This window comes from Citrobacter freundii complex sp. CFNIH2 (genome assembly GCF_002880615.1).
Lineage (GTDB): Bacteria > Pseudomonadota > Gammaproteobacteria > Enterobacterales > Enterobacteriaceae > Citrobacter_A > Citrobacter_A amalonaticus_F.
Map to the genome: position 1 here is coordinate 2,402,500 of NZ_CP025757.1, position 22,501 is coordinate 2,425,000.

The following is a 22,501-nucleotide window of genomic DNA, read 5'->3' on the forward strand; positions in this document are numbered from 1 at the left end:
ACGTTGTTCAGGACACCTGTAGGCCTGATAAGCGAAGCGCCATCAGGCTAACGACAAGCTCAGGATAAAAATGACAGCTGATGGTTGAATCTGACGATCAGTTTATTCAGTTCAGTAGAATGGGCCAGACCCAGCTTCGTGATGATTCGCATTTTATGCGTCTGTATCGTTTTATAGCTCACACTGATCAGATCCGAGATTTCATTTGGCGAATATCCGCTCACCAGCAAACTGAGGATTTGTTGTTCACGATCGCTCAGCCGTTTTTGTGAACGGAATAAGCGGGGATTCCAGCACTCCCCCGTCAGAGTCGTCAGTCGACCAAAATCACGCAGCGGTGATTTATCGGTCAGTACAATCACTTTTTCGACATACAGCAACTCAATGCACAATTTTGCCAGACGGTCATCGGCAATCACCACCACGGCATTATCGTAAACTTTAAAGCGGTTCTTATTTAAATAGCTGACAAAATCAGCGCAGGACTGTTCGTGACTGATGATATTAAAAATCATCAGCCGATGGCGATAGCGTGCAGAGTAATCCACCATCACCTGCCAGGGGACATTCGTCACCTCAGCATTTTTACTTTTTAAATACGTTGAGACACTGCTGCCGACAAAATCTTCATTTCCACACATCAACATAAAGTTCACCTTCCTTTATAAACTTTTCAATTTATTACTCATCAAAAAATGAATAATGACCTTTTCGACATCCAACGCGTCGCGTGGATGTTTGAATTCAAACTTGCAGGAGATCTGCTGACAGGAATAAAGCTGGTTGTTTTCATCAAATTCGTTGATGGCAACAACGTTGACGACCCGGAGATCGCAATGCAAACGACCAAACTGTTCAAAATCAAGGGATGCCCCTTTGATCAGCGCATTTTTATAAAGAAAGCGGGTATTTATTTTTTGTGAAATCAGCGCGCAACCGCCGCGGGAGATATTCTTAATCTGCAGTGAATAATTCTCACCATTTTTATAGCGCCCAGAACAGTAAAAATGATACCCCTTTAAAAAGGAGAAACGCTGATGCTGGCGGCGCTGAACCAATATGATCACTTCAGGTATGCGATATGCCAGTCCGCACTCCAGTTTATCGGTCAGCGACTGACTGAACCGGGCATTGAACCGGATAATGCCGCTGTCGCTGTGCAAGATAAAAGACTGGATAGAAGAGAGTGGGATGTCGCTATTGTTGGCAATCACGAAGTAGTCGAAGTCAACCTTTTCTAATTGAGTGACCACGCTGGTGTCTTTAAATTTCAGTTCCACCTTAGTTTTTCTGAGAAGCTCTTCGCGAATAATGGCCACGATCTCAAATTTATTGTCCTTTGCCATCCCAAATCCCATAGTTAAATCCTTATTTTGTATTTCAGATACTTCTCATTCGTGTTTAATGATAAAAGGCTAAAACTGGCTCCCGCAGATGGTTTTTTGATTACCATAAGGGATTACCTTTCAGATATTTCGCATGATATTAAGTTTTTGGCTATTTTTACTGATTAATTGATATGTAAAAACATTCAGTGAAGTGTAAAAGTGGCCCGCATTATGCGTAAAAGAGGGTGAACTTAACGAAAACTTGATAATAAAAATGAATAAAATGCGATTAACTGCACGATTCTGAAATATAAAACCGATGTTTACACTATTTGCAACACAAGGATGCGGGTTGTGCTTTTTATGCACAACCCGCTGAGGGATAACGGCAAAATTAAATATCAGAGGGGACGAATGAACAATAACGGGAGATTCAGGAAGGGATAAATCTTATCATCAGAAAAAGCATTTTACAGTATTGCGGAATATGTCAGAAAGAATGAAAGACTTCCGTCAGAATGATTTTCTCCGGCCCGCTTCATTTCAGCAGGCCGGATGATGAAGGTGTTAACGTGATATTTTACGGTGACGATGCATCCACATCAACTTATAAGCCGCGGGGATAATAAACAATGACAACAGTGGTGCCGTGATCATGCCGCCGATCATGGGCGCAGCAATCCGGCTCATCACTTCCGAACCGGCCCCTGTCCCCCACAAAATCGGCAGAAGACCGGCAATGATCACCGCCACGGTCATCGCTTTGGGTCGTACCCGTAGTACCGCCCCGTGATACAGTGCGTCATCCAGTTTCTCTGCGCTGAACGTCTGCGGGTTGTCCAGTGAAGGATCGGCCTCAATGGCATGGCGCAGGTACATCAACATAACCACGCCAAACTCTGCGGCGACCCCCGCCAGCGCGATAAACCCGGTTCCTGTCGCCACCGACAGATGGAACCCCATCCAGTAGAGGAACCAAATTCCGCCCACCAGCGCAAACGGCACGCTGGTGATGATCAGCAGCGCTTCTCCGACCCGGCGGAACGCCAGATACAGCAGGACGAAGATGATCATCAGCGTCATGGGCACCATCAGCTTCAGCTTATGGTTCGCCCGCTCCAGCAACTCAAACTGACCAGAAAACGCGACGCTGGTACCCGACTTCAACTGGACATTATCGGCAATCGCCTTTTTCAGATCGTTGACGACAGAGACCATATCCCTGTCGCGCGCATCAATGTAGATCCAACTGGTAGGCCGCGCGTTCTCCGTTTTTAGCATCGAGGGCCCCGACGTGATGTTGATTGTGGCCACATCCCCTAGCGTAATTTGTTGCTTCATCGGCGTGAGGATCGGTAACTGGCGCAGCGCCTGTGGGCTGTCCCGGAAGCTCTGCGGATAACGCAGATTGATCGGATAACGGGCAATCCCCTCAACGGTCTCCCCGACCATCGCCCCACCGACGGCAGAGGTAATAAACAACTGTACGTCACCTACCGTCATGCCGTAGCGGGCTGCTTTCTCACGGTTAATATCGATGTTGAGATAGCGGCCGCCTTGCAAACGCTCAGCGAGCGCGGACGTCACACCGGGAACGGTTCGGGCGACTTCTTCAATCTGCTCAGCCATCGCATCGATATCAGCCAGTACGTTACCAGAAACTTTAATCCCAATCGGACTCTTAATCCCGGTAGAGAGCATATCAATACGGTTACGAATCGGCGGCACCCACAGGTTTGCCAGCCCCGGCAGACGAACGGTGTTGTCCAGTTCCTCGATGATTTTGTCCATCGTCATCCCCGGACGCCACTGATCCTGCGGTTTGAGCTGAATCGTGGTTTCCACCATCTCCAGCGGCGCCGAATCCGTGGCGGTCTCCGCTTTCCCGGTTTTGCCAAAGACTCTGGCGACTTCCGGTACGGTCATGATCAGCTTATCGGTTTTCTGTAACATACTTGCTGCTTCTGCCGCCGAAATCCCCGGCAGCGTGGACGGCATGTACAACAGATCGCCTTCGTTAATCTGCGGTAAGAACTCGCCCCCCACTTTACTCAGCGGCCAGGCAACCGTCAGGATCGAGAGCACCGCCACCAGCAGCGTGGTTTTCGGCCAGCGCAATACTTTCAGCAATAGCGGATGGTAAATACGGATCAAAAAGCGGTTAAGCGGGTTGCTGCTTTCCGCCGGAATTTTCCCGCGGATCCACAGCCCCATCAGGATCGGGATCACCACGATCGCCAGAAAAGCCGCCCCCGCCATCGCATACGTCTTGGTGAACGCCAGCGGCCCGAACAGGCGTCCTTCCTGCCCTTCCAGGGTAAAGATGGGAATAAATGAGAGCGTGATGATCAGCAAACTGATAAACAGCGCCGGACCGACCTCCACTGACGCATTGGTGATCACCTTCCAGCGCGTTTCGTTATCAAGCGCTTCGCCCGGATGCTGGTGTTCCCACTCTTCCAGCCGTTTATGCGCATTTTCGATCATCACAATGGCGGCATCCACCATCGCTCCCACGGCGATGGCGATCCCGCCAAGCGACATAATGTTGGCGTTCAGCCCCTGGAAATGCATCACGATAAAGGCGATACACAACCCCAGCGGCAGCGAGATGATCGCCACCAGCGCGGAACGCACGTGCCAGAGAAACAGCGCGCAGACCAGCGCCACGACGATAAACTCTTCCAGTAGCTTATAGCTGAGGTTATCGATGGCACGGTCAATCAACTGACTGCGATCGTAGGTGGTCACCACCTCCACGCCTTCCGGCAGACTACTTTTCAGCGTCTCGAGTTTATTTTTAACCGCCGAGATCACCTCACGCGCGTTTTTACCGGAGCGCAATATAACCACCCCGCCAGCCACTTCGCCATCCCCGTTGAGTTCGGCAATCCCCCGGCGCATTTCCGGGCCGATCTGCACTCGCGCCACATCCCGCAGGTATACGGGTACACCGTTTTCCCCTGACTTCAGGACGATATTATTGAAGTCATCCAGCGTTTGCAGATACCCGCTGGCGCGGACCATGTATTCTGCTTCCGACAGTTCCACCGATGAGCCGCCCGCCTCCTGGTTAGAGGCATCCAGCGCCCCTTTCACCTCCGACAGATTGATGCCGTACTGAGCGAGTTTCATCGGGTCGATCACCACCTGATACTCTTTCACCACGCCGCCCACGGAGGCCACTTCCGACACATTCGGGATGGTTTTTAACTCATATTTCAGAAACCAGTCCTGCAACGAACGCAGTTCCGCCAGGTCGTGCTTACCGCTGCGATCGACCAACGCATACTCGAAGATCCAGCCCACGCCGGTCGCGTCCGGGCCCATTTCCGCGCTGACGCCCGCCGGGAGCTTACCCTGCACCTGGTTGAGATATTCCAGCACGCGAGAACGTGCCCAATACGGATCGGTGCCATCTTCAAAAATGACATAGACATACGAGTCGCCAAACTGCGAGAAGCCGCGCACCGTCTTCGCGCCGGGTACGGACAGCATGGTGGTGGTCAGCGGATAGGTCACCTGATTCTCGACAATCTGCGGCGCCTGCCCCGGGTAGCTGGTTTTGACGATCACCTGCACGTCGGACAGATCGGGCAGCGCATCCACCGGCGTGTTAACGATGGTCCAGGTCCCCCAGACGCTGAGAAAGAGCGCGCCAATGATCACCAGAAAGCGGTTGGCGACCGAGCGGCGAATAATCCATTCAATCATCTGCGTTCTCCTCAGTGCGCATGGGCCGCATGATCGGGCGACGCTGGTGGTTGCTGGGCGCGCATCCGATCCAACGCCCCCGAAATGTTGGCTTCTGAATCAATCAGGAACAGGCCGCTGGCAACCACCTTCTCACCTTCAGCCAGCCCGGAACGGATCGCCGTTACCCCTTGTGAGGCCTGGAAAACAGAGACGGGTTTAGGGACAAAACGCCCTTCACCGTCCACGGTGATCACCCGCTGCTCGTTGCCGGTATCGATCAGCGCTTTAGACGGGATCAGCAACATCGGCTCACTTTGCGTTTTCAGATTGAGATAAGCGTTCATCCCCGGTTTCAGCGCTTCATCGGGGTTATCGACTTCCAGGCGCAGTTGCAACGTTCGGGTGGTGGCATCGGCGCTGGGCAGCAGCATCCACTTGCGGAAGGTGAAGGACTTGTCCGGACGCGCCGGAACGGTCAGCGAAAACGGCGACGCGTCTTTAATCAGCCACGCGATGGATTCAGGCACCGCGGCGGTTACCCACACCGGATCCATCCCCTGAATTTTCGCTACCACGTTATCTTTGGCGATGTTCATGCCAGCGCGTAAATCAAAGGCGGTAATCACCCCGTCAATGGGTGCCGTAAGGGTAAAGCGGGTCTGAATTTTGCGCGTTGCGGTCAAACGCCGAATATCCGCTTCCGGCATTCCGGCCAACCGCAGTCGCTCCAGAATCCCCTCAACCTGGGTTGCCGTGCCGCCAGTCTCTTTGAGCAGCAGATATTCACTCTGCGCTTCTACCCAGTCAGGGATCGTGAGTTCGAGCAGCGGTGCGCCTTTTTTCACCTTATCACCCACGGTGAGCGGCCAGACTTTCTCGACAAATCCGGCGGCCCGCGCCTGCATAATGACAAACTGATACTCGTTGTAGCTGACGTTCGCCGGAAACGTCTGGGTAAAGGTGAGGGGTCCACGGCGCACGGCCTCGGTTTTCACACCGAGATTTTGCGTTTGCGTTGGATCGATACGGACGCCCGGCGCAGCGGCGCTGGCAGACTCTTCATCGGCATATTTCGGCACCAGATCCATATCCATAAAGGGCGATTTGCCGGGTTTATCGAAGCGGGTATTCGGGTACATCGGGTCGTACCAGAACAGCACCTTGCGGGCTTCTTTTTCCGTGGCAGGCGGTGTATTCGCCGACGGGTGTGTAGCGGCGAAATACGTATAGCCGCCTACGGCGATAATGCCGCCCGCCATCATGCTGCCGATAATCAGCGCGATATTTTTCATGAGGTCATGCTCAACGTTAAAATAAGAGAGAATTACTGGCTTTTAATATCCTGTAATAAAGAGAGGTTGCCCTGCTGGATAAACGTAAACGCCACGTTGTCACCGGGTTTAATATCGTTGAGCTGCGTTTGCGGTGTGATGGTAAAACGCATGGTCATTGTCGGCCAGTTCAGCGCGGGGATCGGGCCATGTTCAATGGTGACTTTTTTGCTTTCCGTATCAACGCCTTTTACCACGCCGGTGGCGCTGATCGCCGGGCTTTGTTCGGCGGCAGGCATGGCGCTCATCATATCGCCGTGATGGTGTTCATTGGCCTGAGCATTCATTGCCAGCGTTGAGAAAATCGCGAATACCGCCGCTTTACATACTGTGTTCATGTTAATCTCCTGTGATGTTTTTAGATTTATTCCAGCCAACCGCCGCCAAGCGCGGTATAGAGCGTAATTTCGTTAACCTGTCGGGCGTAATTAAGGTCAAGCAGGGTTTGTTGCGTCGCAAATAGCGAACGTTCAGCGTCCAGCACTTCGATATAGCTCACCGCACCGTTGCGATAGAGCGCTCTGGCACGCTGAAGAGTGATTTGTAGCGAGGTCAGGTAACGCTGCTGACCGCGAATCTGATCGGTAAGGCTCTGGCGTAGCGCCAGCGCGTCGGCAACCTCTTTGAACGCGTTCTGGATCTTCTGCTCATAATTGACCACCGACTGCTGCTGGCGGATTTCAGCCAGATCGAGGTTGGCCTGATTACGTCCGGCGTTGAAGATCGGTAACTCCACTTTCGGAATGAAATTCCACATCCCGCTTGACGCCGAAAACAGACTAGAGAGATCGCTGCTGCTGCCGGAGATCCCGCTGGTCAGCGTGATGGAGGGGAAAAATGCCGCCCGCGCCGCGCCGATATTGGCGTTTGCCGCCATCAGCGCATGTTCGGCTTCCATGATGTCCGGGCGCTGCAACAGGATTTGCGATGAGAGCGACGGCGGTAACGTCACGCCGTTGATATCACCGACGTCCTGTCGCGTGTCATCCGGTAGCTTGCCGTAGCTCCCCAGCAATAGCTGTAGCGCGTTAGTCGCCTGCGCCAGTTCCCCCTGACGTTTCGCGATATCACTGCGGGTACTTTCAATCACGCCGCGCGCCTGTTCCAGCGCCAGCACGTTGGTACTGCCGGTGACCAGTTGTTTTTCCACCAACGCATATGCGCGCTCATAGTTGCTCAGCGTTTCTTGCGCCACCTGAAGCTGGGCGGAGGCCAGACGCTGATTGAACCAGCTCTGCGCCACGTTGGACACCAGCAGAATATGCACTGCCCGACGCGCCTCTTCGCTGGCGAAAAAGTTCTGTCGATCGGCTTCGCTCATGTTTTTCAACCGGCCAAAGAAATCCAGATCAACGCTCAGGTTCAGCCCGGCCTCATATTCACGCGTACTGCGGGTGTCACCTTTAAGTTTTCCACTCCAGTTTCCGCTGCTTTCTGCGTTCAGTTGCGGATAGCGATCGGCATCGGTCACCCGATATTGCGCCCTCGCCTCCTGCACTTTCAGCGTCGCCATGCGTAAATCGCGATTGTTGCGCAGTGCCTCGTCAATCAGGGCTTTCACCTGCGGATCGACAAAAAACTGCCGCCAGCCGCTGTCCTGATAGCCTGTCGGTGATGTCACCAGTTGGTTCTGACTGAGAGAAAACTGCTGCGGTACCGGAAGCGCCGGTCGCTGATAGTCCGGGGCGAGTGAGCATCCTGCCAGCAGTAACGCCATTGAGAGCGTGAGAAGCTTAATATTACGCATAAGCCTGATTTTCATGTGGGTTGATATCAGCAACTTTACCTGGCGCTCTCTGATCGACCCGTGACAGCAAAATGACAAAGCTGTCATTTTCCCAGAATGCGATTGCTATCCGATCTGGCTTCTCTAGAATTGAGTGGCCCCATAACATTCGCGTGGTGAAGGAGGACATATTGAAGATTTTGATTGTCGAAGATGAGAAAAAAACCGGTGAATACCTGACCAAAGGGCTGACGGAAGCGGGCTTTGTTGTCGATCTTGCCGACAACGGTCTGAACGGCTATCACCTGGCGATGACCGGCGATTATGACCTGCTCATCCTTGACATCATGCTGCCCGACGTCAACGGCTGGGATATCGTCCGGATGCTGCGTGCCGCGAATAAGGGCATGCCGATTCTGCTGCTTACCGCACTGGGAACGATTGAACATCGGGTGAAAGGGCTGGAGTTAGGGGCGGATGATTATCTGGTTAAGCCATTTGCCTTTGCCGAACTGCTGGCGCGCGTCAGAACGCTGCTACGCCGGGGGGCGGCGGTGATTGTCGAAAGCCAGTTTCAGGTGGCCGATCTGATTGTTGACCTGGTGAGCCGCAAAGTGAGTCGCAGCGGCACCCGCATCACACTCACCAGCAAAGAATTTACCCTGCTGGAGTTTTTCTTACGCCACCAGGGGGAAGTTTTGCCCCGCTCGCTGATTGCCTCTCAGGTGTGGGACATGAATTTTGACAGCGATACCAACGCCATCGACGTGGCCGTGAAGCGCCTGCGCGGCAAAATTGATAACGACTTTGAGCCTAAGCTGATTCAGACCGTGCGTGGCGTGGGATATGTGCTTGAGGTGCCGGATGGTCAGTAAGCGGTTATCCCGCCCTTTTTCGCTGGCGACGCGCCTGACCTTTTTTATCAGCCTCGCGACCATTGCCTCCTTTTTTGCCTTTGCCTGGATCATGATTCAGTCGGTCAAAGTGCATTTTGCCGAACAGGACATCAACGATTTAACTGAAATCAGCGCCACCCTCGAACGTATCCTTAGCCCCTCCGACGAGCCGGAATCCCGCCGTCTGGAGATCCTGAAAAACGTGGTGGCCGGCTATTCAAACGTCATTATTTCGCTGGAAGATGCTAACCAGCAGGCGCTTTTTCATTCCCCTCATATGCCGGATATCCGCCAGTTTCTTGCCCATGCCACGGTGGATAAAACCGTTCCGGGCGGCAACGTCTATTTGATTAACGGTCCGTCGATGCAGATGGCAGGCCACGGTACCCATTCCAGTTGGCGCATGATTCGCCTGCCGGTCGGGCCGCTGGTAGACGGTAAACCGGCCTATACCCTGTATCTGGCGCTGTCGATCGATTTTCACCTGCATTACATTAACGATCTGAAAAACAAGCTGATCATGACCGCCTCGATCATCAGCATGTTGATCATTTTTATCGTGCTGTTTGCCGTTTATAAAGGCCACGAACCGATCCGTAGCGTCAGCCGACAGATACAAAATATCACCTCGAAAGATCTCGACGTACGTCTGGATCCCCGGTCGGTGCCTATTGAACTGGAACGGCTGGTGCTCTCGTTTAATCACATGATCGAGCGTATCGAAGATGTTTTTACCCGCCAGTCCAATTTTTCTGCTGATATTGCCCATGAGATCCGTACCCCTATCACCAACCTGGTGACGCAAACGGAAATTGTCCTCAGCCAGCCCCGTAGCCAGAAGGAGCTGGAAGAAGTGCTCTATTCCAACCTCGAAGAATTTAGCCATATGGCGAAAATGGTCAGCGATATGCTGTTTCTGGCGCAGGCCGATAACAACCAGCTGATCCCGGAGAAAAAAGCGATCAATCTGGCGGATGAAGTCAGTAAAGTGTTCGACTTTTTTGAGGCGCTGGCGGAAGAACGGGAAGTCGGATTGCATTTTGAAGGGCGTCCATGTCTGGTTTCCGGCGATCCCGGGATGCTGCGTCGGGCGATCAGCAATCTCCTCTCCAACGCGATGCGCTACACACCATCGGGCCAGACCATTACCGTCCGCCTGACAGAGGCGGGCGAACAGGTGCGCATCATCATTGAAAACCCGGGAACGCTCATCCCTGCCGAACATTTACCACGGTTGTTTGATCGCTTTTATCGCGTGGATCCGTCCCGCCAGCGCAAAGGCGAAGGTAGCGGCATCGGACTGGCGATCGTGAAATCGATTGTGACTGCACACCACGGAAAAGTGTCGGTGACTTCGGATGCGAACGTGACCCGGTTTACCTTGAGTTTGCCGAAAGAGCAGGCCTGACTGGCCTGCTCCCCGTGCCGTAGCCTCCCTCCTCAGCACCGCCAGCACTAAGATTCATCCTAAAAAAACAGCGGCTTATCTTGACTGATTTTTCATCGATACATCTTTTTAACATTTATATTACTTTCTGCGCTCCGCCAGTCCACTTCTGTGACAACATGGTTGACCGTCAATCTTCTCTCTTCTGTCCGATAACGCCTTGCCCGCTATCGGATAAACACTCTCTGTCCATGCCGATCCTCATCGCCAAAAATTCAAACTACTGCACAAAATTCATCACCAAAAGGGAATAAAAATCCGAAAAATTACCCCTCTATATATTCTGAAACATCGCAGAAAAATTATCTCAGACGTTGCAATAAGCAATCAGGAGCTTTTCAGCCACTCCTTTCACCTTCACTATTGTTAATATGGCGTTGATATTTTTTAAAAGGTTTAATTTTTAATTATTACAAGCAGAATAAAACATGGTTTATTTTTTATTGTGAAATAAGTCTCTGGCTGATACCGTAAAAATACACACTAACAGTTATAAATATAAACAGGAGATGACATAAAATATTATGCAATATAACCTCCTGTGGCTGGTTTGGGGGCTTTGGATTTACCTCATCATCCATTACGGCGTAGGGGATCAACATTTTTACATCACGTTGAAGTCTCGATGGAAGATTGTTGCCGCAATTATTTTAAGCTGTGGTTTAATTTATGCTGTTTACTTACTTTCATCATCGACGGGGATCCGCACCATGTTTAAACGTAAAGGGCAAAACACGACTTTTGCTGATACCAACGCAGATATTAACATTGCATCATCGCTTAATTCTTCCCAGGTCTCCTACCTCGGTGACGATGTAGAAATCACGGTAAAACCTTCGCATAGTGCACAGACGGAACCCTCCGTTGCCGTTATTCCTGAAACCTGCATTATTAAGGGTGAACTGAACTCTACCAGTGACATTCACGTCAATGGCCGTATTGACGGTATTATTCGCTCAGAGAAAACGGTCCACATTTTAAAAAGTGGACACGTTGAAGGTGATATTATTGCTTACGCCATCGCCATTGATGGCGTGCTGAATGGCAACTGTATTGGTGGCGAAGTCAGTATTAATGCGCAGGGTATTGTGAATGGTCAGGTGAAAAGTGATTCGCTGGCCATTCACAAAAATGGCCGTTTCTATGGCAACTCACTACCACGTGAGGATGAAGAAGAACATGAAAATGCGTTTATTTCTGCAATGGAATCAGTGAAAGAAAACACGGTCGATATTTCAGACTTTTATAGAGAGTAATGTATTTATCGACATGCCGGATGCTGGCGATGATCATCGTCGCCGCATTATGGCAAAGAGCTGCCCGGTTGCTGATCCAGGCCAACGGTTGCCGTAATGCTTGTCATCGCAGAAAAATAAGAGATGGAAAAAAGGCTCTTGCGAACACATTTGCTTCTCCGCCTGAACGTAATGTGAAGTGATCGATTCACTCTCTCCCGATCCATCCTGTCACCTCAGGTTCATCGTCATCATTCCCTGCATCAGATTAGGTCTATGAATTTCATTCATAGCGCCTATTTAAATAGCGTAATTATCTTTAACCGCAACTTCGTTAATCTGGGTACATCACGTGACGATACGCCGCGAAAGGCAGCGGAAAGTGGCGACAGCTGATGGACACACCCCAGCCTGCGCGGCTGGGGCGTCATCGGAGGCTAACTAAATATTCTTATTGAAGAAGACGTCTAACTTTTGCAAAGCCTCATCAACGTATTTTGGCACCCAATAGGTCTCGATATGGGTAGCGCCATCGATCAGGAAGAGTTCTTTGTCCTTCGTACCGGTGGCTTTTGCGAACGCGTCTTCAGTCATATAGAGCGTATCCGCTTTTGTACCGGCAATCATCAGCAGCGGTTTATTGATGAGATTGATATGGTCCGTTACGTCAAAGCTCATCAAATCCAGAAGACTGCTGGTGGTGTATTTAAACGTGGAGTTCGGGTGGGCGTGGGTTTTCCAGTAGTACTCGTAGCCCTGGCGATATAAGGCAAAGGGTAATTTAGCAATCTGTTCATCAGTCAGGTTGGCATCGCCGGAGTAAAGCACTTCTCCTCCGGCGGCTTCCTGAGCACGTGCATCAGAAGCCTGCTGAAGACGTTGCTGGATAGTATCCAGCTGTGAATCCTGCATACCGTTGCGGCGCACAAGACCTGAATTAAACATGCTGATGGTTGCTATCGATTTGAACCGTTTATCCGTCTCGGCCGCAACCAGCGAATAACCGCCGCCGCCACAAATACCCAGCAGACCAAGGCGGGCGGTATCGACACCAGGATACTGGCTGATGTAGTCAGCCATGCCGTGAATGTCCTCGATACGATTAGCAGGTTTATCCACGCTGCGCGGCATCCCACCGCTGGCACCCTGATACGCCGCATCGGCGGTAATCGTGATGTAGCCCTGCTCGGCAAGACGCTGAGCATACAACCCGGCGACCTGTTCTTTTACGCCGCCATTAGGATGTGCAACCACCACGGCCGGGTATTTTTTGGCGGGATCGTAGTTAGCAGGGGTATAGACATTCGCAGCAATCTGGATGCCCTGCAGATCGTATTTCACAGGATGAATATTGACCTTGCCTTTGACGTTCTCGGTGATGGCTCCGTCATAGACGAGAGTGAATGGATTTTTTTTGTAATCAGCCGCATTGACTGAGGTCACTCCAGCCATTGCCGTGAGTAGCATTGCACTGATAAGCGTGAATTTCATGGTCTCTCCCGATGCGTGTCGGCCTGGTTATACAGGCTCGCAGAATCAAATTTGCAGGCTCAGATTAGGCGGAGAGGGCTGTCAGCATCGTGACGGGGAAATAACATTTTTGTCAGTTTACGCCGCATCCCTAACTGACCGAATTGTCAGGAAAATGTCAGCTAACCGTTGGTAACGAATGCCTATTATTACCCTCAACAGCATACGAATGGATAACCGAAGAAGGAAACAGGATGAGGCTGCTATTGGTCGAAGATGAAGAAAAAACGTCAACCTATCTCAACCGCGCGTTGAGTGAGTCCGGATTTACGGTAGATGTCTCTGCAGACGGCGCTGAAGGTCTTCATTACGCGCTGGAGTTCGACTACGACGCGATAATCCTGGATGTGATGCTGCCGGGGATGGATGGTTACCGGGTACTTGAGGGTGTGCGAGCAGCCAAACAGACGCCGGTGCTGATGCTCTCGGCTCGCGGCTCGGTCGATGAACGCGTTAAAGGGCTTCGCCTTGGCGCGGATGATTACCTCCCCAAGCCCTTCTCGCTGATTGAGCTGGTGGCGCGTATTCAGGCACTGGTACGTCGCCGCGCTACGGATGGCGCAGACATCACCCAGCTGCAAATTCACGATCTGCATCTCGACTTACTGGCTCGCCGCGTATTTCGTGGCGGAACACGGCTGGAACTGACCGCGAAAGAGTTTTCCCTGTTGAGCCTTCTGGCCCGGCATCAGGGGGAGATTCTGTCAAAAATGATGATTGCGGAGCAGATATGGGACATGAATTTTGACAGCGATGCCAACGTGGTTGAAGTCGCCATTAAACGCCTGCGAGCCAAAGTGGATGCGCCTTTCGATATCAAACTGCTGCATACCGTTCGTGGCATGGGTTATGTCCTCGAAGTCCGGTCCGCATAAATGAAGGGGATAAGCATGCCTGAGCGTTCCATTTCCGTTCACCTGGCGCTGATGTTTGCCTTATCCGCGCTGCTGATTGTGTCCGTCATCGGTATCCTGCTCAGAAGCTCTTTGCATGACTCTTTGCAAAAGCAGATGCACAACGAGCTTTTATTCCGGGAATCATTAATGAGCCCGTGGATCACCGCCCGAACCTCGGCTGACGGCTGGTCGACGTTGGCCAATAAATTCACCGTATTAACCAATTCTGAAGGTGAACGCGTTCGCTACTGGATAGTGAGCGATAACCCACGCTTTAGCATGGGAGGAACACCACCGGTGGGTGTTCAGTGGTCTTCTTTACAGGAAGGCTTTAATAAAGTGCCCGGCGCATCGGAAGGTGCCTGCTCGCTGTTTCTGTTAGTGAAAACGATCCCCGCCAACGGTGACAGGCCTGAGCTGCGCTATATTGTTGCCATCGACTCCACGCCGTACATGGGCACACTGAATGCCTTCACCCGGACGCTGCTCATCATAGCCGCACTGGGCGTCGTGATTGTCGCCTTGCTGGGATACATCGTCTCAAGGATCGGTCTTCGCCCCGTTGGCGCACTCAGTAAAGAGGCCGAGCATCTTGCACCGGGAGACCATGGCCAGCGCCTGAACACCCGCGCGTTACCCGAAGAGCTGCAGCAACTGGCGTCATCATTTAATGGCGTGTTAGAACGTCAGGAAATCGCCTGGCGTCAGCTTGACAGCTTTAACGCCGATGTTGCGCATGAACTCCGTACCCCGCTGACCAACCTTATCGGCCAGACGCAACTGGGTCTCTCACGCCGACGTTCGCATGATGAACTGGAAGAATTATTGGGTTCCAATCTGGAAGAACTGGAACGCATGACGTCTATCGTTAACGACATGCTGTTCCTGTCCCATGCCCACGCGGGTGAACATGCGTCCCAACTGACTAAGGTGTCCCTGCGGGAAGAAACCCTGAAAACAGCGGAGTACGTTGAACCCTCATTTGCGGAAAAACAGCTTTCTCTGGATGTTGAAGGAGATGTGACCGCGCACATCGATCGGCGATTGTTCCACCGCTCACTGGCTAATTTACTGGAAAACAGCGCAAGGCATTCGCCGTCCAATAGCACGGTTACGGTGCGCTTAAGCGAAAAAGGTCATCAGGCCTGTGTTGAAGTGTCAAATCCAGGCGATCCGATAGCACCTGAACACTTACACCGGCTTTTCGAGCGGTTCTATCGCGTTGACACCTCCCGGGCGAGAAGTGATACCCACCATGGGCTGGGCCTGTCAATCGTCCGCGCCGTCGCCATTATGCACCGGGGAGATGTCTTTGCCCGGAGCGAGAACGGTATCAATACCTTTGGGCTGACGCTTGCCAAACAGCCTGATGCAATCCGTACAGAAAGAGTGATATCGGAGACAAAATCGGGACACCAACGCGCCAGGCCTGCTGACAAAATTGTCAGAGAGCCGTCAGTCTGATGTCAGGCTAGCTGCGCCAGAATCGCTGCCAGGACTCACCACTGCTGATTAAAGGAAGGAAACAGTGAGAATAAGAAAGGTATTTAGCGGGTTTCTGGCGATGATGGTCATGGGGTTTTTAGGGCAACCCGCGATCGCCGCAGAGGATTCATCCACACCGTCCCGCACGCTGATTATCTGGTTTTCCCAGCCCGAGGAAATGAAGCCCGATGCCGTGGACGGTTTTTCCGGGGCCAGCGTATTACAAAAAAATATGCCAGAGACCGGTAGCACGCAGTTTGTTGCGCAGCTGATTCAGAAGCAGACTCACGGCGACCTGTTTCGCATTGAAACCGCCCCCCCCTACCCTCGCCAGCATGATGAACTGTTACGTGTTGCCGAAAAGGAACAGCAAACTAACGCCAGGCCCTCACTCAAAACGCCGCTCCCCGATCTCAGCAATTACGACACCATTTACGTTGGCTATCCCATCTGGTGGTATACCATGCCAATGGTGATATATAGCCTTTTTGAGCAAAATGACTTTGCCGGTAAAACGGTCATTCCCTTTACCACCCATGGCGGCAGCCGGTTAGCTGACTCCCTGCGACAAATAACCCGCATGCAGCCGCAGGCCAGGTTAGTCACTCGTGCACTCTCGATCTCGCGCAATGATATTTCAGGCCCTGACGTACCCGCGCAGGTTGAGCAATGGGTAAAACAAGTTCAGCCACAGCGTTAATCCGTCGACATGAAGAAAATTTATATTTTCCAGGTCATGCAGGATACGCTGATGACGTTACTTCTGCTGGTGCTGATGGGGTTTCACCTTCACGGTGAAATCGTGCATGAATGGGCGGGGATTATTTTTACGCTGCTCATCATGTTGCATTTATACCTTAACCGACATCGACTATGGTCACTGTCACCGACTATTCCGTTAACGATGCAGAGAGTTAACAGGGTCATTAACGCAGTGACTTTCGTTGTCATCCTGACCGCGATTGTCTCTGGCATGATGCTGTCCCGACATATTCTTCTGGCGCTGCCGTTCCACAACCCGGCGAACTGGGTCAGAAAAGTACACATGACGTCGGTCCATTGGGGAATGCTCATTCTGGCGCTGCATATCGGGTTGCACTGGAAAATGCTGGCCACGTTTTTCTGCCGGATCCTGAACATCTCCGGCAGCTCACTCGTTGTAAATAACATTATGCCAGGTGTTTTTTCGCTCATCGCACTACTGGGATTATACGGATTACTGAGCCAGGACTATCTCGATTATTTGCTGATGAAGGTCGATTTCTCCTTTTTCGATTACGATGAATCTGCCCTTCTTTTTTATCTACGCTACCTGGCCATTATTGTTTTATTTGCCTTAATGACGCGCTTTTTGCTTTGGTCTTTTATTTTTAGAAAATGCAAAGCAATGTCACCCCAATAGGGGTTAACTGACAGAATTGTCAGGCTGGCGTCAGTCTGACGACATGTCACCCTGATTAGAATCATTGCAGACCCTCCCCATCATCGTAGATAAGGACGCTTTGCATGATCAGACATTTACGTTACCTCGGGCTGTTACTGCCCCTCGTCACATTTTCATCCTGGGCAGCGGAACAAAATCCCCCTGTCCATATCGCCCCCGCAGGAAGTCAGAACGCGGTGGATGGGCCAGCCGAGAACTTTACCGGTCGCGTCCGGGTTGATCCTCTCTTCAGGCCGGATAACGACATCCCTGTTTCCGGAGCTTATGTCACCTTTGAACCGGGTGCTCGTTCCGCCTGGCATACGCATCCGGCAGGTCAGCGGCTGATTGTGACCTCGGGTGTTGGGCTCACCCAACAAGAAGGGCAGCCGGTGCAGGTCATCCGCGCTGGCGATGTTGTTTCTTGTCCGGCGGGCGTCAAACACTGGCACGGGGCGGCGCCTGGCAGCGCGATGACGCATCTGGCGATAACCGGGATTGTGGATGGCAAAAGCGTTAACTGGATGGAGAAAGTGACAGATGAACAATACCACGCCCATTAAAGCATTAGCGGCAGCAATAGTGCTGACCATTGGTTCTGGTCTCGCCGCACATGCTGCGCCCGTCAACAAAGGAGCCTCAGAAATGAACCACGAACAAACGGTTTCAGATACGCTGTCAGCCCGCCAACAGGCCATCCCGTTGATTGCCGCATCGATGGCCAGCAGTCAGATGGATAAGCTGAATACTACGCTTAATCAGGGGCTGGATGCCGGACTCACGGTAAACGAAACCAAAGAGATTCTCGTCCAGCTTTATGCCTATACGGGCTTCCCCCGTAGCCTGAATGCGCTTAATGAACTGATGAAGGTCGTCGAAGCACGTAAACAACGTGGCATCGAAGACGTTGAGGGTAAAGAACCGGTTGCCCCGGTCCCTGTCGGGGATGAGCTTCGCCGTGTCGGTACCGCAAACCAGACAAAAATCTCAGGCGCTCCCGTCCAGGGCCCGCTGTTTGATTTTTCCCCGGTCATTAATCAGTTCCTGCAAGCGCATCTTTTTGGCGACATTTTCGCCCGCGATAACCTCGACTGGCAAAGCCGCGAGCTGGCAACGGTTGGCGCATTAGCGGCCACGCCGGGCATCGAATCACAACTGCTGTCGCATACCCGAGCCAGCATGCGGGTCGGTCTGACGGCAGCGCAGCTGCGCCAGTTGGCACAGGTTCTGCGTGAACATGGCGAAAGTGATGCAGCAACGCGCGCTGAAAAGGCGCTGCAGCAGGCGCTCGACAGCAAATAAGGTAAGTTGGTCAGAGACGATACGCGGCTAATCGTGCGCATTCATGAGTCTGCCAAATAAGGGCAATCAGGGGGGCTAAATAATTCACGCTGGCAACTCAGATATGATTGAACGGCAAACATAACAGAGGATGTAATCTTGAAGACTGTCTTAAAAACGCTGGCCATCTGCGTAATGGCGGGTGGCCTGGTGACTCAGTCGGTATACGCCGAGCCGCTGGTCATTCAGGAACAGGGAAGCTTCACTGCAGGTGGTACTATCATCACCGCCCCAGGAACATTTGACGCGAAAAAGCCGCTGGATTCTGCTGGCCAAACCTGGCATGGCGATCACGCATCTGTGTTCTACCAGATTCCGGAAAATCCGCATAAATACCCTATCGTCATGCTGCACGGCGCAGGTCAGTTCTCCCGCACCTGGGAAAGCACGCCGGATGGTCGTGAAGGGTTCCAGAACATATTCCTGCGGCGTGGATTCTCAACTTATCTTGTCGATCAGCCACGCCGGGGCAGCGCCGGGCGCACGACGGTAGAAGGTACGGTTACGCCTAAACCGGATGAACAAATGTGGTTCAATCAGTTCCGCGTTGGCGTGTGGCCAGAGTATTTTAACGGCGTTCAGTTCTCTCACGATAAAGAAGCACTGAATCAGTATTTCCGTCAGATGACCCCGAATACCGGGCCGTTTGATATCGATGTTATCTCTGATGCGATGTCCGCCGTCGTGGATAAATCCGGCCCGGCTATCCTCTTCACCCACTCTCAGGGTGGCGGACCAGGCTGGTACACGGCGATGAAAAATGACAAGGTCAAAGCCATTGTCGCCTTCGAGCCTGGCAGCAGCTTTGTCTTCCCGGAAAAAGAACTCCCTGCCCCTATGCCAAGCGCGTTCGACACGCTGAAGGGTGAGCCTGTGCCAATGGAACAGTTTATGGCACTGACCAAAATCCCGATTCTGATTATTTACGGCGATAACATACCGGATAAGCCCGTCGCCATGCCCGCACAGGACAGTTGGCGCGTAAGGCTGGCGATGGCTCGTGAGTGGCGTGACGTGGTGAACAAGCATGGCGGGGATGTCACTGTGACGCATCTGCCTGAAGTGGGAATCAAAGGGAATACCCATTTCCCATTCTCTGATTTAAATAATGTGCAGATTGCTGATTTGGTGAGTCAATTCCTGAAGGAGAAAAATCTGCAGTAGGCGTTTTAGAAAATCACCTAAATCGTTTAAAAGAGCGCCCAACCCATAGTGGGCGCTCATCGCCTTGTGTAACTTATTCAAGTACCGGCAAAATATAACCTTTACGCGCACTTTGCCACGCAAGAACAGCGAGGCCCAACGCAATGAAGGAGAGAATAGCGCCCGCCCAGTTCGGAGAAGCCAGTCCAAAACCCGCAGCAATGGTTACCCCACCGGCCCATGCCCCCAGCGCATTTCCCAGATTAAACATGCCGATATTGACCGAGGCCGCCATTGTCGGGGCTCCCGCATGGTTGGCGCGCTCCATTACCAGTTTCTGAATCGGTGAGACCGTCGCGAAGCCGAACGCCGCCATCAGGAAGACTGAGATGCTGGCAACCCACTGGCTTTCAACACCCGCCCAGAAGACCAGCAGCACCAGCCCCTGAGCCGCGAGGGTAACGAACAGCGTGCCAAACAGAGAGCGGTCAGCGAAGCGCCCACCAATCCAGTTGCCAACGGCAAGCCCCAGACCAAACAGCACCATTAACCCTGCCACGCCGCCTGAGGAGAAACCGGCCTCCTGCACCATCATAGGGGCAATGTAGGTAATCGAGGTGAAAAAGGCAGCCGGGCCGAAAATCGTGATCCCCATAACCAGCAGCACCTGCGGGTCAACAAAGGCTCTCAGTTCGTTACGTAAAGCAATCGCTTTGCCTCTCGCAATATGCGGAACCAGCAGGGTTACACTTGCCATCGTCAGCAGCCCGATACCGGCAATGATCCAGAATACCAGCCGCCAGCTAAAGGTCTGTGCAAGCCAGGTCCCCGCAGGAACGCCGAGAAGATTGGCTAATGTCAGCCCCGAAAACATAAAGGCAATGGCGCTTGCCTGACGCCCGGGCGCCACCAGCGATGCGGCAATAATCGAACCGATACCAAAAAAGGCCCCGTGATTAAAGGAGGTGATAATACGGCCGACAATCGCAATCTCCATGGTTGGCGCGATGGCCGTCATGATATTACCGATCGTAAAGATACCCGCCAGCGCAATCAGCATGGCCTTGCGGGGGATCTTCGCGCCGACAATCGTTAACAGCGGTGCACCAATAAATACGCCCAGCGCGTATGACGTCGCCATCATTCCCGCTTTCGGGATACTGACGCTAAATTCTGCGGCGATTTGTGGGAGGATCCCGGCGATGACGAATTCCGTCAGGCCGATACCAAATGCGCCCACGGCGAGGGCGAAAAGTGCGATAGGCATTGCAACTCCATTGTTCGTTTTGTGGCTTAATAATATTAGGTAGAATTAAGTATATTCATATTTTCATTCAGACTGAGAAGCCCTATGAGCGCATTTGATAAAGAAAAAGATGGTATTCGGCAGACAAGACATAAACCGGCGGAATTGGATGTCATTGACCGAAAAATATTAAGTACCCTGGCAGAGGATGCAGGACGCAGCTACACGGAATTGAGTGAGATTGTGAACTTATCAGCCCCGGCGGTTCACGATCGCGTAAAACGACTGAAGCGCGATGGGGTGATCAAGGGTACCGTGGCGGTCCTGGATGGCTGCAAGCTGGGACGGACGCTGTTAACATTTCTGGTTATCGACACCAGTAGCTATCAGGCAACGCGCGCCCTTTTGCAGTTCACCAGCCGCAAGGAAGTGGAAGAGTTACACACCGTTGCCGGCGACGGCTGCGTCTTTATCAAAGTACGCGCCGCCGATACAGAATCGCTGGAAAATTTCCTGATGGAGATTCAGAGCCTTGAGGGCGTACGTTCCGTACGCAGCTATATTGCGCTTTCCACGTTTCTGGAGCGCGGGCCTTCGCCGGATTAAGACGTGCTGACCTTCTGGCGGGCGGTGAAAAATGTCAGTACCCCGGCGTAAAGGAGCAGCACGCTACTCATGGCAAACGTGCTCTGCCAACCGAGGTGGTCAAACACGATGCCTCCTGCCGTTGATCCAAGGGCGATGGAGAGCTGAATCACCGCGACCATGAGCCCGCCTCCGGCTTCAGCGTTATCAGGTAACGTACGCGCAATCCATGCCCACCATCCGGTTGGCGCGGCAGTGGCCAGCATGCCCCAGAACCCTAACAACAGAGAAACCGTCCAGAGCTGATGCCCGGTCAGCATCAGGCCGATGGCAATGGCAGCCATCAGTCCGGGTATGGCCATCAGCGTGGGGTAAAACTTTCTGTTGAGGAATGTCGAAACAACCAGCGTGCCGATAAAACCTGTTACGCCGATAATCAGCAAAATCAACGACAAACCTGAGGAATCAACCCGCGTCACCGACTCCAGGAACGGGCGCACATAGGTAAATAGTGTAAACTGGCCCATGAAAAACAGGCCACAGGCCAGCATGCCAACCGCAATCACACGGCGGCTAAGTATGCGGAATACCGCGCCAGGTGACGTGTGGCTTTTATTCGCATCCATGCCGGGCAGGCTGATGCACTGCCAGATAAAGGCGACAACCGCGACAGGCACCAGGCACAAGAAAGCGCCTCGCCATCCGACCGTGGCACCCAGATAGCTTCCCAGCGGCGCGGCCACGACCGTCGCCAGCGCATTACCGGCGTTGAAAATCGCCAGCGCACGCGTGACCTGTTGCTGCGGCACCAGACGAATCGCCGTTGCCGCAGACATCGACCAGAATCCGCCAATCGCCACACCAATCATCGCGCGACCGACCATATACATCAGATAACTGGAAGCCAGCGCAATAATAAGCCCCGATACGGCCATCAGAACCGTCATTCCCAATAGCAGGAATTTACGATTCATCTTTCCAGCTAGCGTTGAAAGCGTCAGGCTGGTCAGAACCGCCAGCGCGCCGGAGATAGCAATCCCCTGCCCTGCCAACCCCTCCGTCACGCCCAGGTCACGGGCAATCGGCGTGAGCAGGCTGACGGGCATAAATTCAGAAGCAATCAGCACAAACACGCACAGGGTCATGGCAAAAATACCGCCCCAGTATGCGCGCTGATGATGAGGTGATGGTGT

The 22,501-nt window shown here is 52.6% G+C and carries 20 protein-coding genes; 11 read left to right on the forward strand and 9 right to left on the reverse strand.

Translation table 11 applies throughout. From position 1 onward, the window contains the following. Positions 1–59: 59 nt before the first annotated feature. The 6 genes from WM46_RS11830 to WM46_RS11855 form a co-directional block, all read right to left on the reverse strand. Positions 60–647, reverse strand: a complete 588-nt coding sequence (locus WM46_RS11830; RefSeq protein WP_061076748.1) for a helix-turn-helix transcriptional regulator — start codon at positions 645–647, stop codon at positions 60–62. Between the two features lie 15 nt (positions 648–662). Then, positions 663–1,358 carry a flagellar brake protein gene (locus WM46_RS11835; RefSeq protein WP_102602341.1) on the reverse strand — a complete coding sequence of 232 codons (696 nt, stop codon included), beginning with the start codon at positions 1,356–1,358 and terminating at the stop codon, positions 663–665. A 537-nt stretch (positions 1,359–1,895) separates the two neighbouring features. Further along, positions 1,896–5,042, reverse strand: coding sequence for a CusA/CzcA family heavy metal efflux RND transporter (locus WM46_RS11840; protein WP_102602342.1), 3,147 nt, complete (start codon positions 5,040–5,042; stop codon positions 1,896–1,898). 11 nt (positions 5,043–5,053) lie between these two features. Continuing rightward, positions 5,054–6,316 (reverse strand): efflux RND transporter periplasmic adaptor subunit, encoded by a 1,263-nt coding sequence (locus WM46_RS11845; RefSeq protein WP_102602343.1) that lies wholly within the window; start codon positions 6,314–6,316, stop codon positions 5,054–5,056. Between the two features lie 32 nt (positions 6,317–6,348). Beyond that, positions 6,349–6,693, reverse strand: coding sequence for a cation efflux system protein CusF (gene cusF / locus WM46_RS11850; protein WP_102602344.1), 345 nt, complete (start codon positions 6,691–6,693; stop codon positions 6,349–6,351). A 26-nt stretch (positions 6,694–6,719) separates the two neighbouring features. Beyond that, entirely contained in the window at positions 6,720–8,102 is a 1,383-nt protein-coding gene (locus tag WM46_RS11855; protein ID WP_102602345.1) for a Cu(I)/Ag(I) efflux RND transporter outer membrane protein, read from the reverse strand. 170 nt (positions 8,103–8,272) lie between these two features. Here WM46_RS11855 and cusR point away from each other — a divergent pair, with 170 nt between their 5' ends. The 3 genes from cusR to WM46_RS11870 all read left to right on the forward strand — a co-directional run bounded on the left by cusR (position 8,273) and on the right by WM46_RS11870 (position 11,680). Beyond that, a complete protein-coding gene (cusR, locus tag WM46_RS11860) occupies positions 8,273–8,956 on the forward strand; it encodes a copper response regulator transcription factor CusR (protein ID WP_061076742.1) in 684 nt (227 codons plus the stop codon). Then, positions 8,946–10,385, forward strand: coding sequence for a Cu(+)/Ag(+) sensor histidine kinase (locus tag WM46_RS11865; protein WP_102602346.1), 1,440 nt, complete (start codon positions 8,946–8,948; stop codon positions 10,383–10,385). Before cusR ends, WM46_RS11865 begins: the two co-directional genes overlap by 11 nt. Positions 10,386–10,948: 563 nt before the next feature. Beyond that, positions 10,949–11,680: a polymer-forming cytoskeletal protein gene (locus tag WM46_RS11870; RefSeq protein WP_061076740.1), complete on the forward strand. Its 732-nt coding sequence runs from the start codon at positions 10,949–10,951 to the stop codon at positions 11,678–11,680. Between the two features lie 420 nt (positions 11,681–12,100). Here the strand turns inward: WM46_RS11870 and WM46_RS11875 are convergent, their stop codons facing one another. Further along, positions 12,101–13,126: an alpha/beta hydrolase gene (locus WM46_RS11875; protein ID WP_233623098.1), complete on the reverse strand. Its 1,026-nt coding sequence runs from the start codon at positions 13,124–13,126 to the stop codon at positions 12,101–12,103. Between the two features lie 257 nt (positions 13,127–13,383). Between WM46_RS11875 and WM46_RS11880 the strand changes: the two genes are divergently transcribed. The 7 genes from WM46_RS11880 (at position 13,384) to WM46_RS11910 (ending at position 19,498) form a co-directional block, all read left to right on the forward strand. Continuing rightward, complete coding sequence (locus WM46_RS11880; protein WP_032950013.1) at positions 13,384–14,064, forward strand: heavy metal response regulator transcription factor; 681 nt, start codon at positions 13,384–13,386, stop codon at positions 14,062–14,064. Between the two features lie 15 nt (positions 14,065–14,079). Next, complete coding sequence (locus WM46_RS11885) at positions 14,080–15,549, forward strand: heavy metal sensor histidine kinase (RefSeq protein ID WP_102602348.1); 1,470 nt, start codon at positions 14,080–14,082, stop codon at positions 15,547–15,549. Between the two features lie 100 nt (positions 15,550–15,649). Continuing rightward, positions 15,650–16,270: a flavodoxin gene (locus tag WM46_RS11890; protein ID WP_410374629.1), complete on the forward strand. Its 621-nt coding sequence runs from the start codon at positions 15,650–15,652 to the stop codon at positions 16,268–16,270. Between the two features lie 51 nt (positions 16,271–16,321). Next, entirely contained in the window at positions 16,322–16,972 is a 651-nt protein-coding gene (locus tag WM46_RS11895; RefSeq protein WP_102603825.1) for a DUF4405 domain-containing protein, read from the forward strand. 104 nt (positions 16,973–17,076) lie between these two features. After that, on the forward strand, positions 17,077–17,556 hold the full coding sequence (locus tag WM46_RS11900; protein ID WP_061076735.1) for a cupin domain-containing protein: 480 nt from the start codon (positions 17,077–17,079) through the stop codon (positions 17,554–17,556). Continuing rightward, positions 17,534–18,295, forward strand: coding sequence for a carboxymuconolactone decarboxylase family protein (locus WM46_RS11905; protein WP_102602350.1), 762 nt, complete (start codon positions 17,534–17,536; stop codon positions 18,293–18,295). Before WM46_RS11900 ends, WM46_RS11905 begins: the two co-directional genes overlap by 23 nt. 138 nt (positions 18,296–18,433) lie before the next feature. Then, the gene (locus tag WM46_RS11910) at positions 18,434–19,498 is read left to right on the forward strand and encodes an alpha/beta hydrolase (protein WP_102602351.1); all 1,065 of its coding nucleotides are present in this window, start codon (positions 18,434–18,436) and stop codon (positions 19,496–19,498) included. Positions 19,499–19,571: 73 nt separating this feature from the next. On the opposite strand, the gene WM46_RS11915 is transcribed toward WM46_RS11910, so the two are convergent. Next, on the reverse strand, positions 19,572–20,744 hold the full coding sequence (locus WM46_RS11915; protein ID WP_061076732.1) for an MFS transporter: 1,173 nt from the start codon (positions 20,742–20,744) through the stop codon (positions 19,572–19,574). An 84-nt stretch (positions 20,745–20,828) separates the two neighbouring features. On the opposite strand from WM46_RS11915, the gene WM46_RS11920 reads away from it, so the two are divergent. After that, positions 20,829–21,329: an Lrp/AsnC family transcriptional regulator gene (locus tag WM46_RS11920; protein ID WP_102602352.1), complete on the forward strand. Its 501-nt coding sequence runs from the start codon at positions 20,829–20,831 to the stop codon at positions 21,327–21,329. On the opposite strand, the gene WM46_RS11925 is transcribed toward WM46_RS11920, so the two are convergent. Continuing rightward, positions 21,326–22,453, reverse strand: a complete 1,128-nt coding sequence (locus tag WM46_RS11925) for an MFS transporter (RefSeq protein WP_187394504.1) — start codon at positions 22,451–22,453, stop codon at positions 21,326–21,328. The two genes, WM46_RS11920 and WM46_RS11925, sit on opposite strands and share 4 nt — an antisense overlap. Positions 22,454–22,501: the final 48 nt, after the last annotated feature.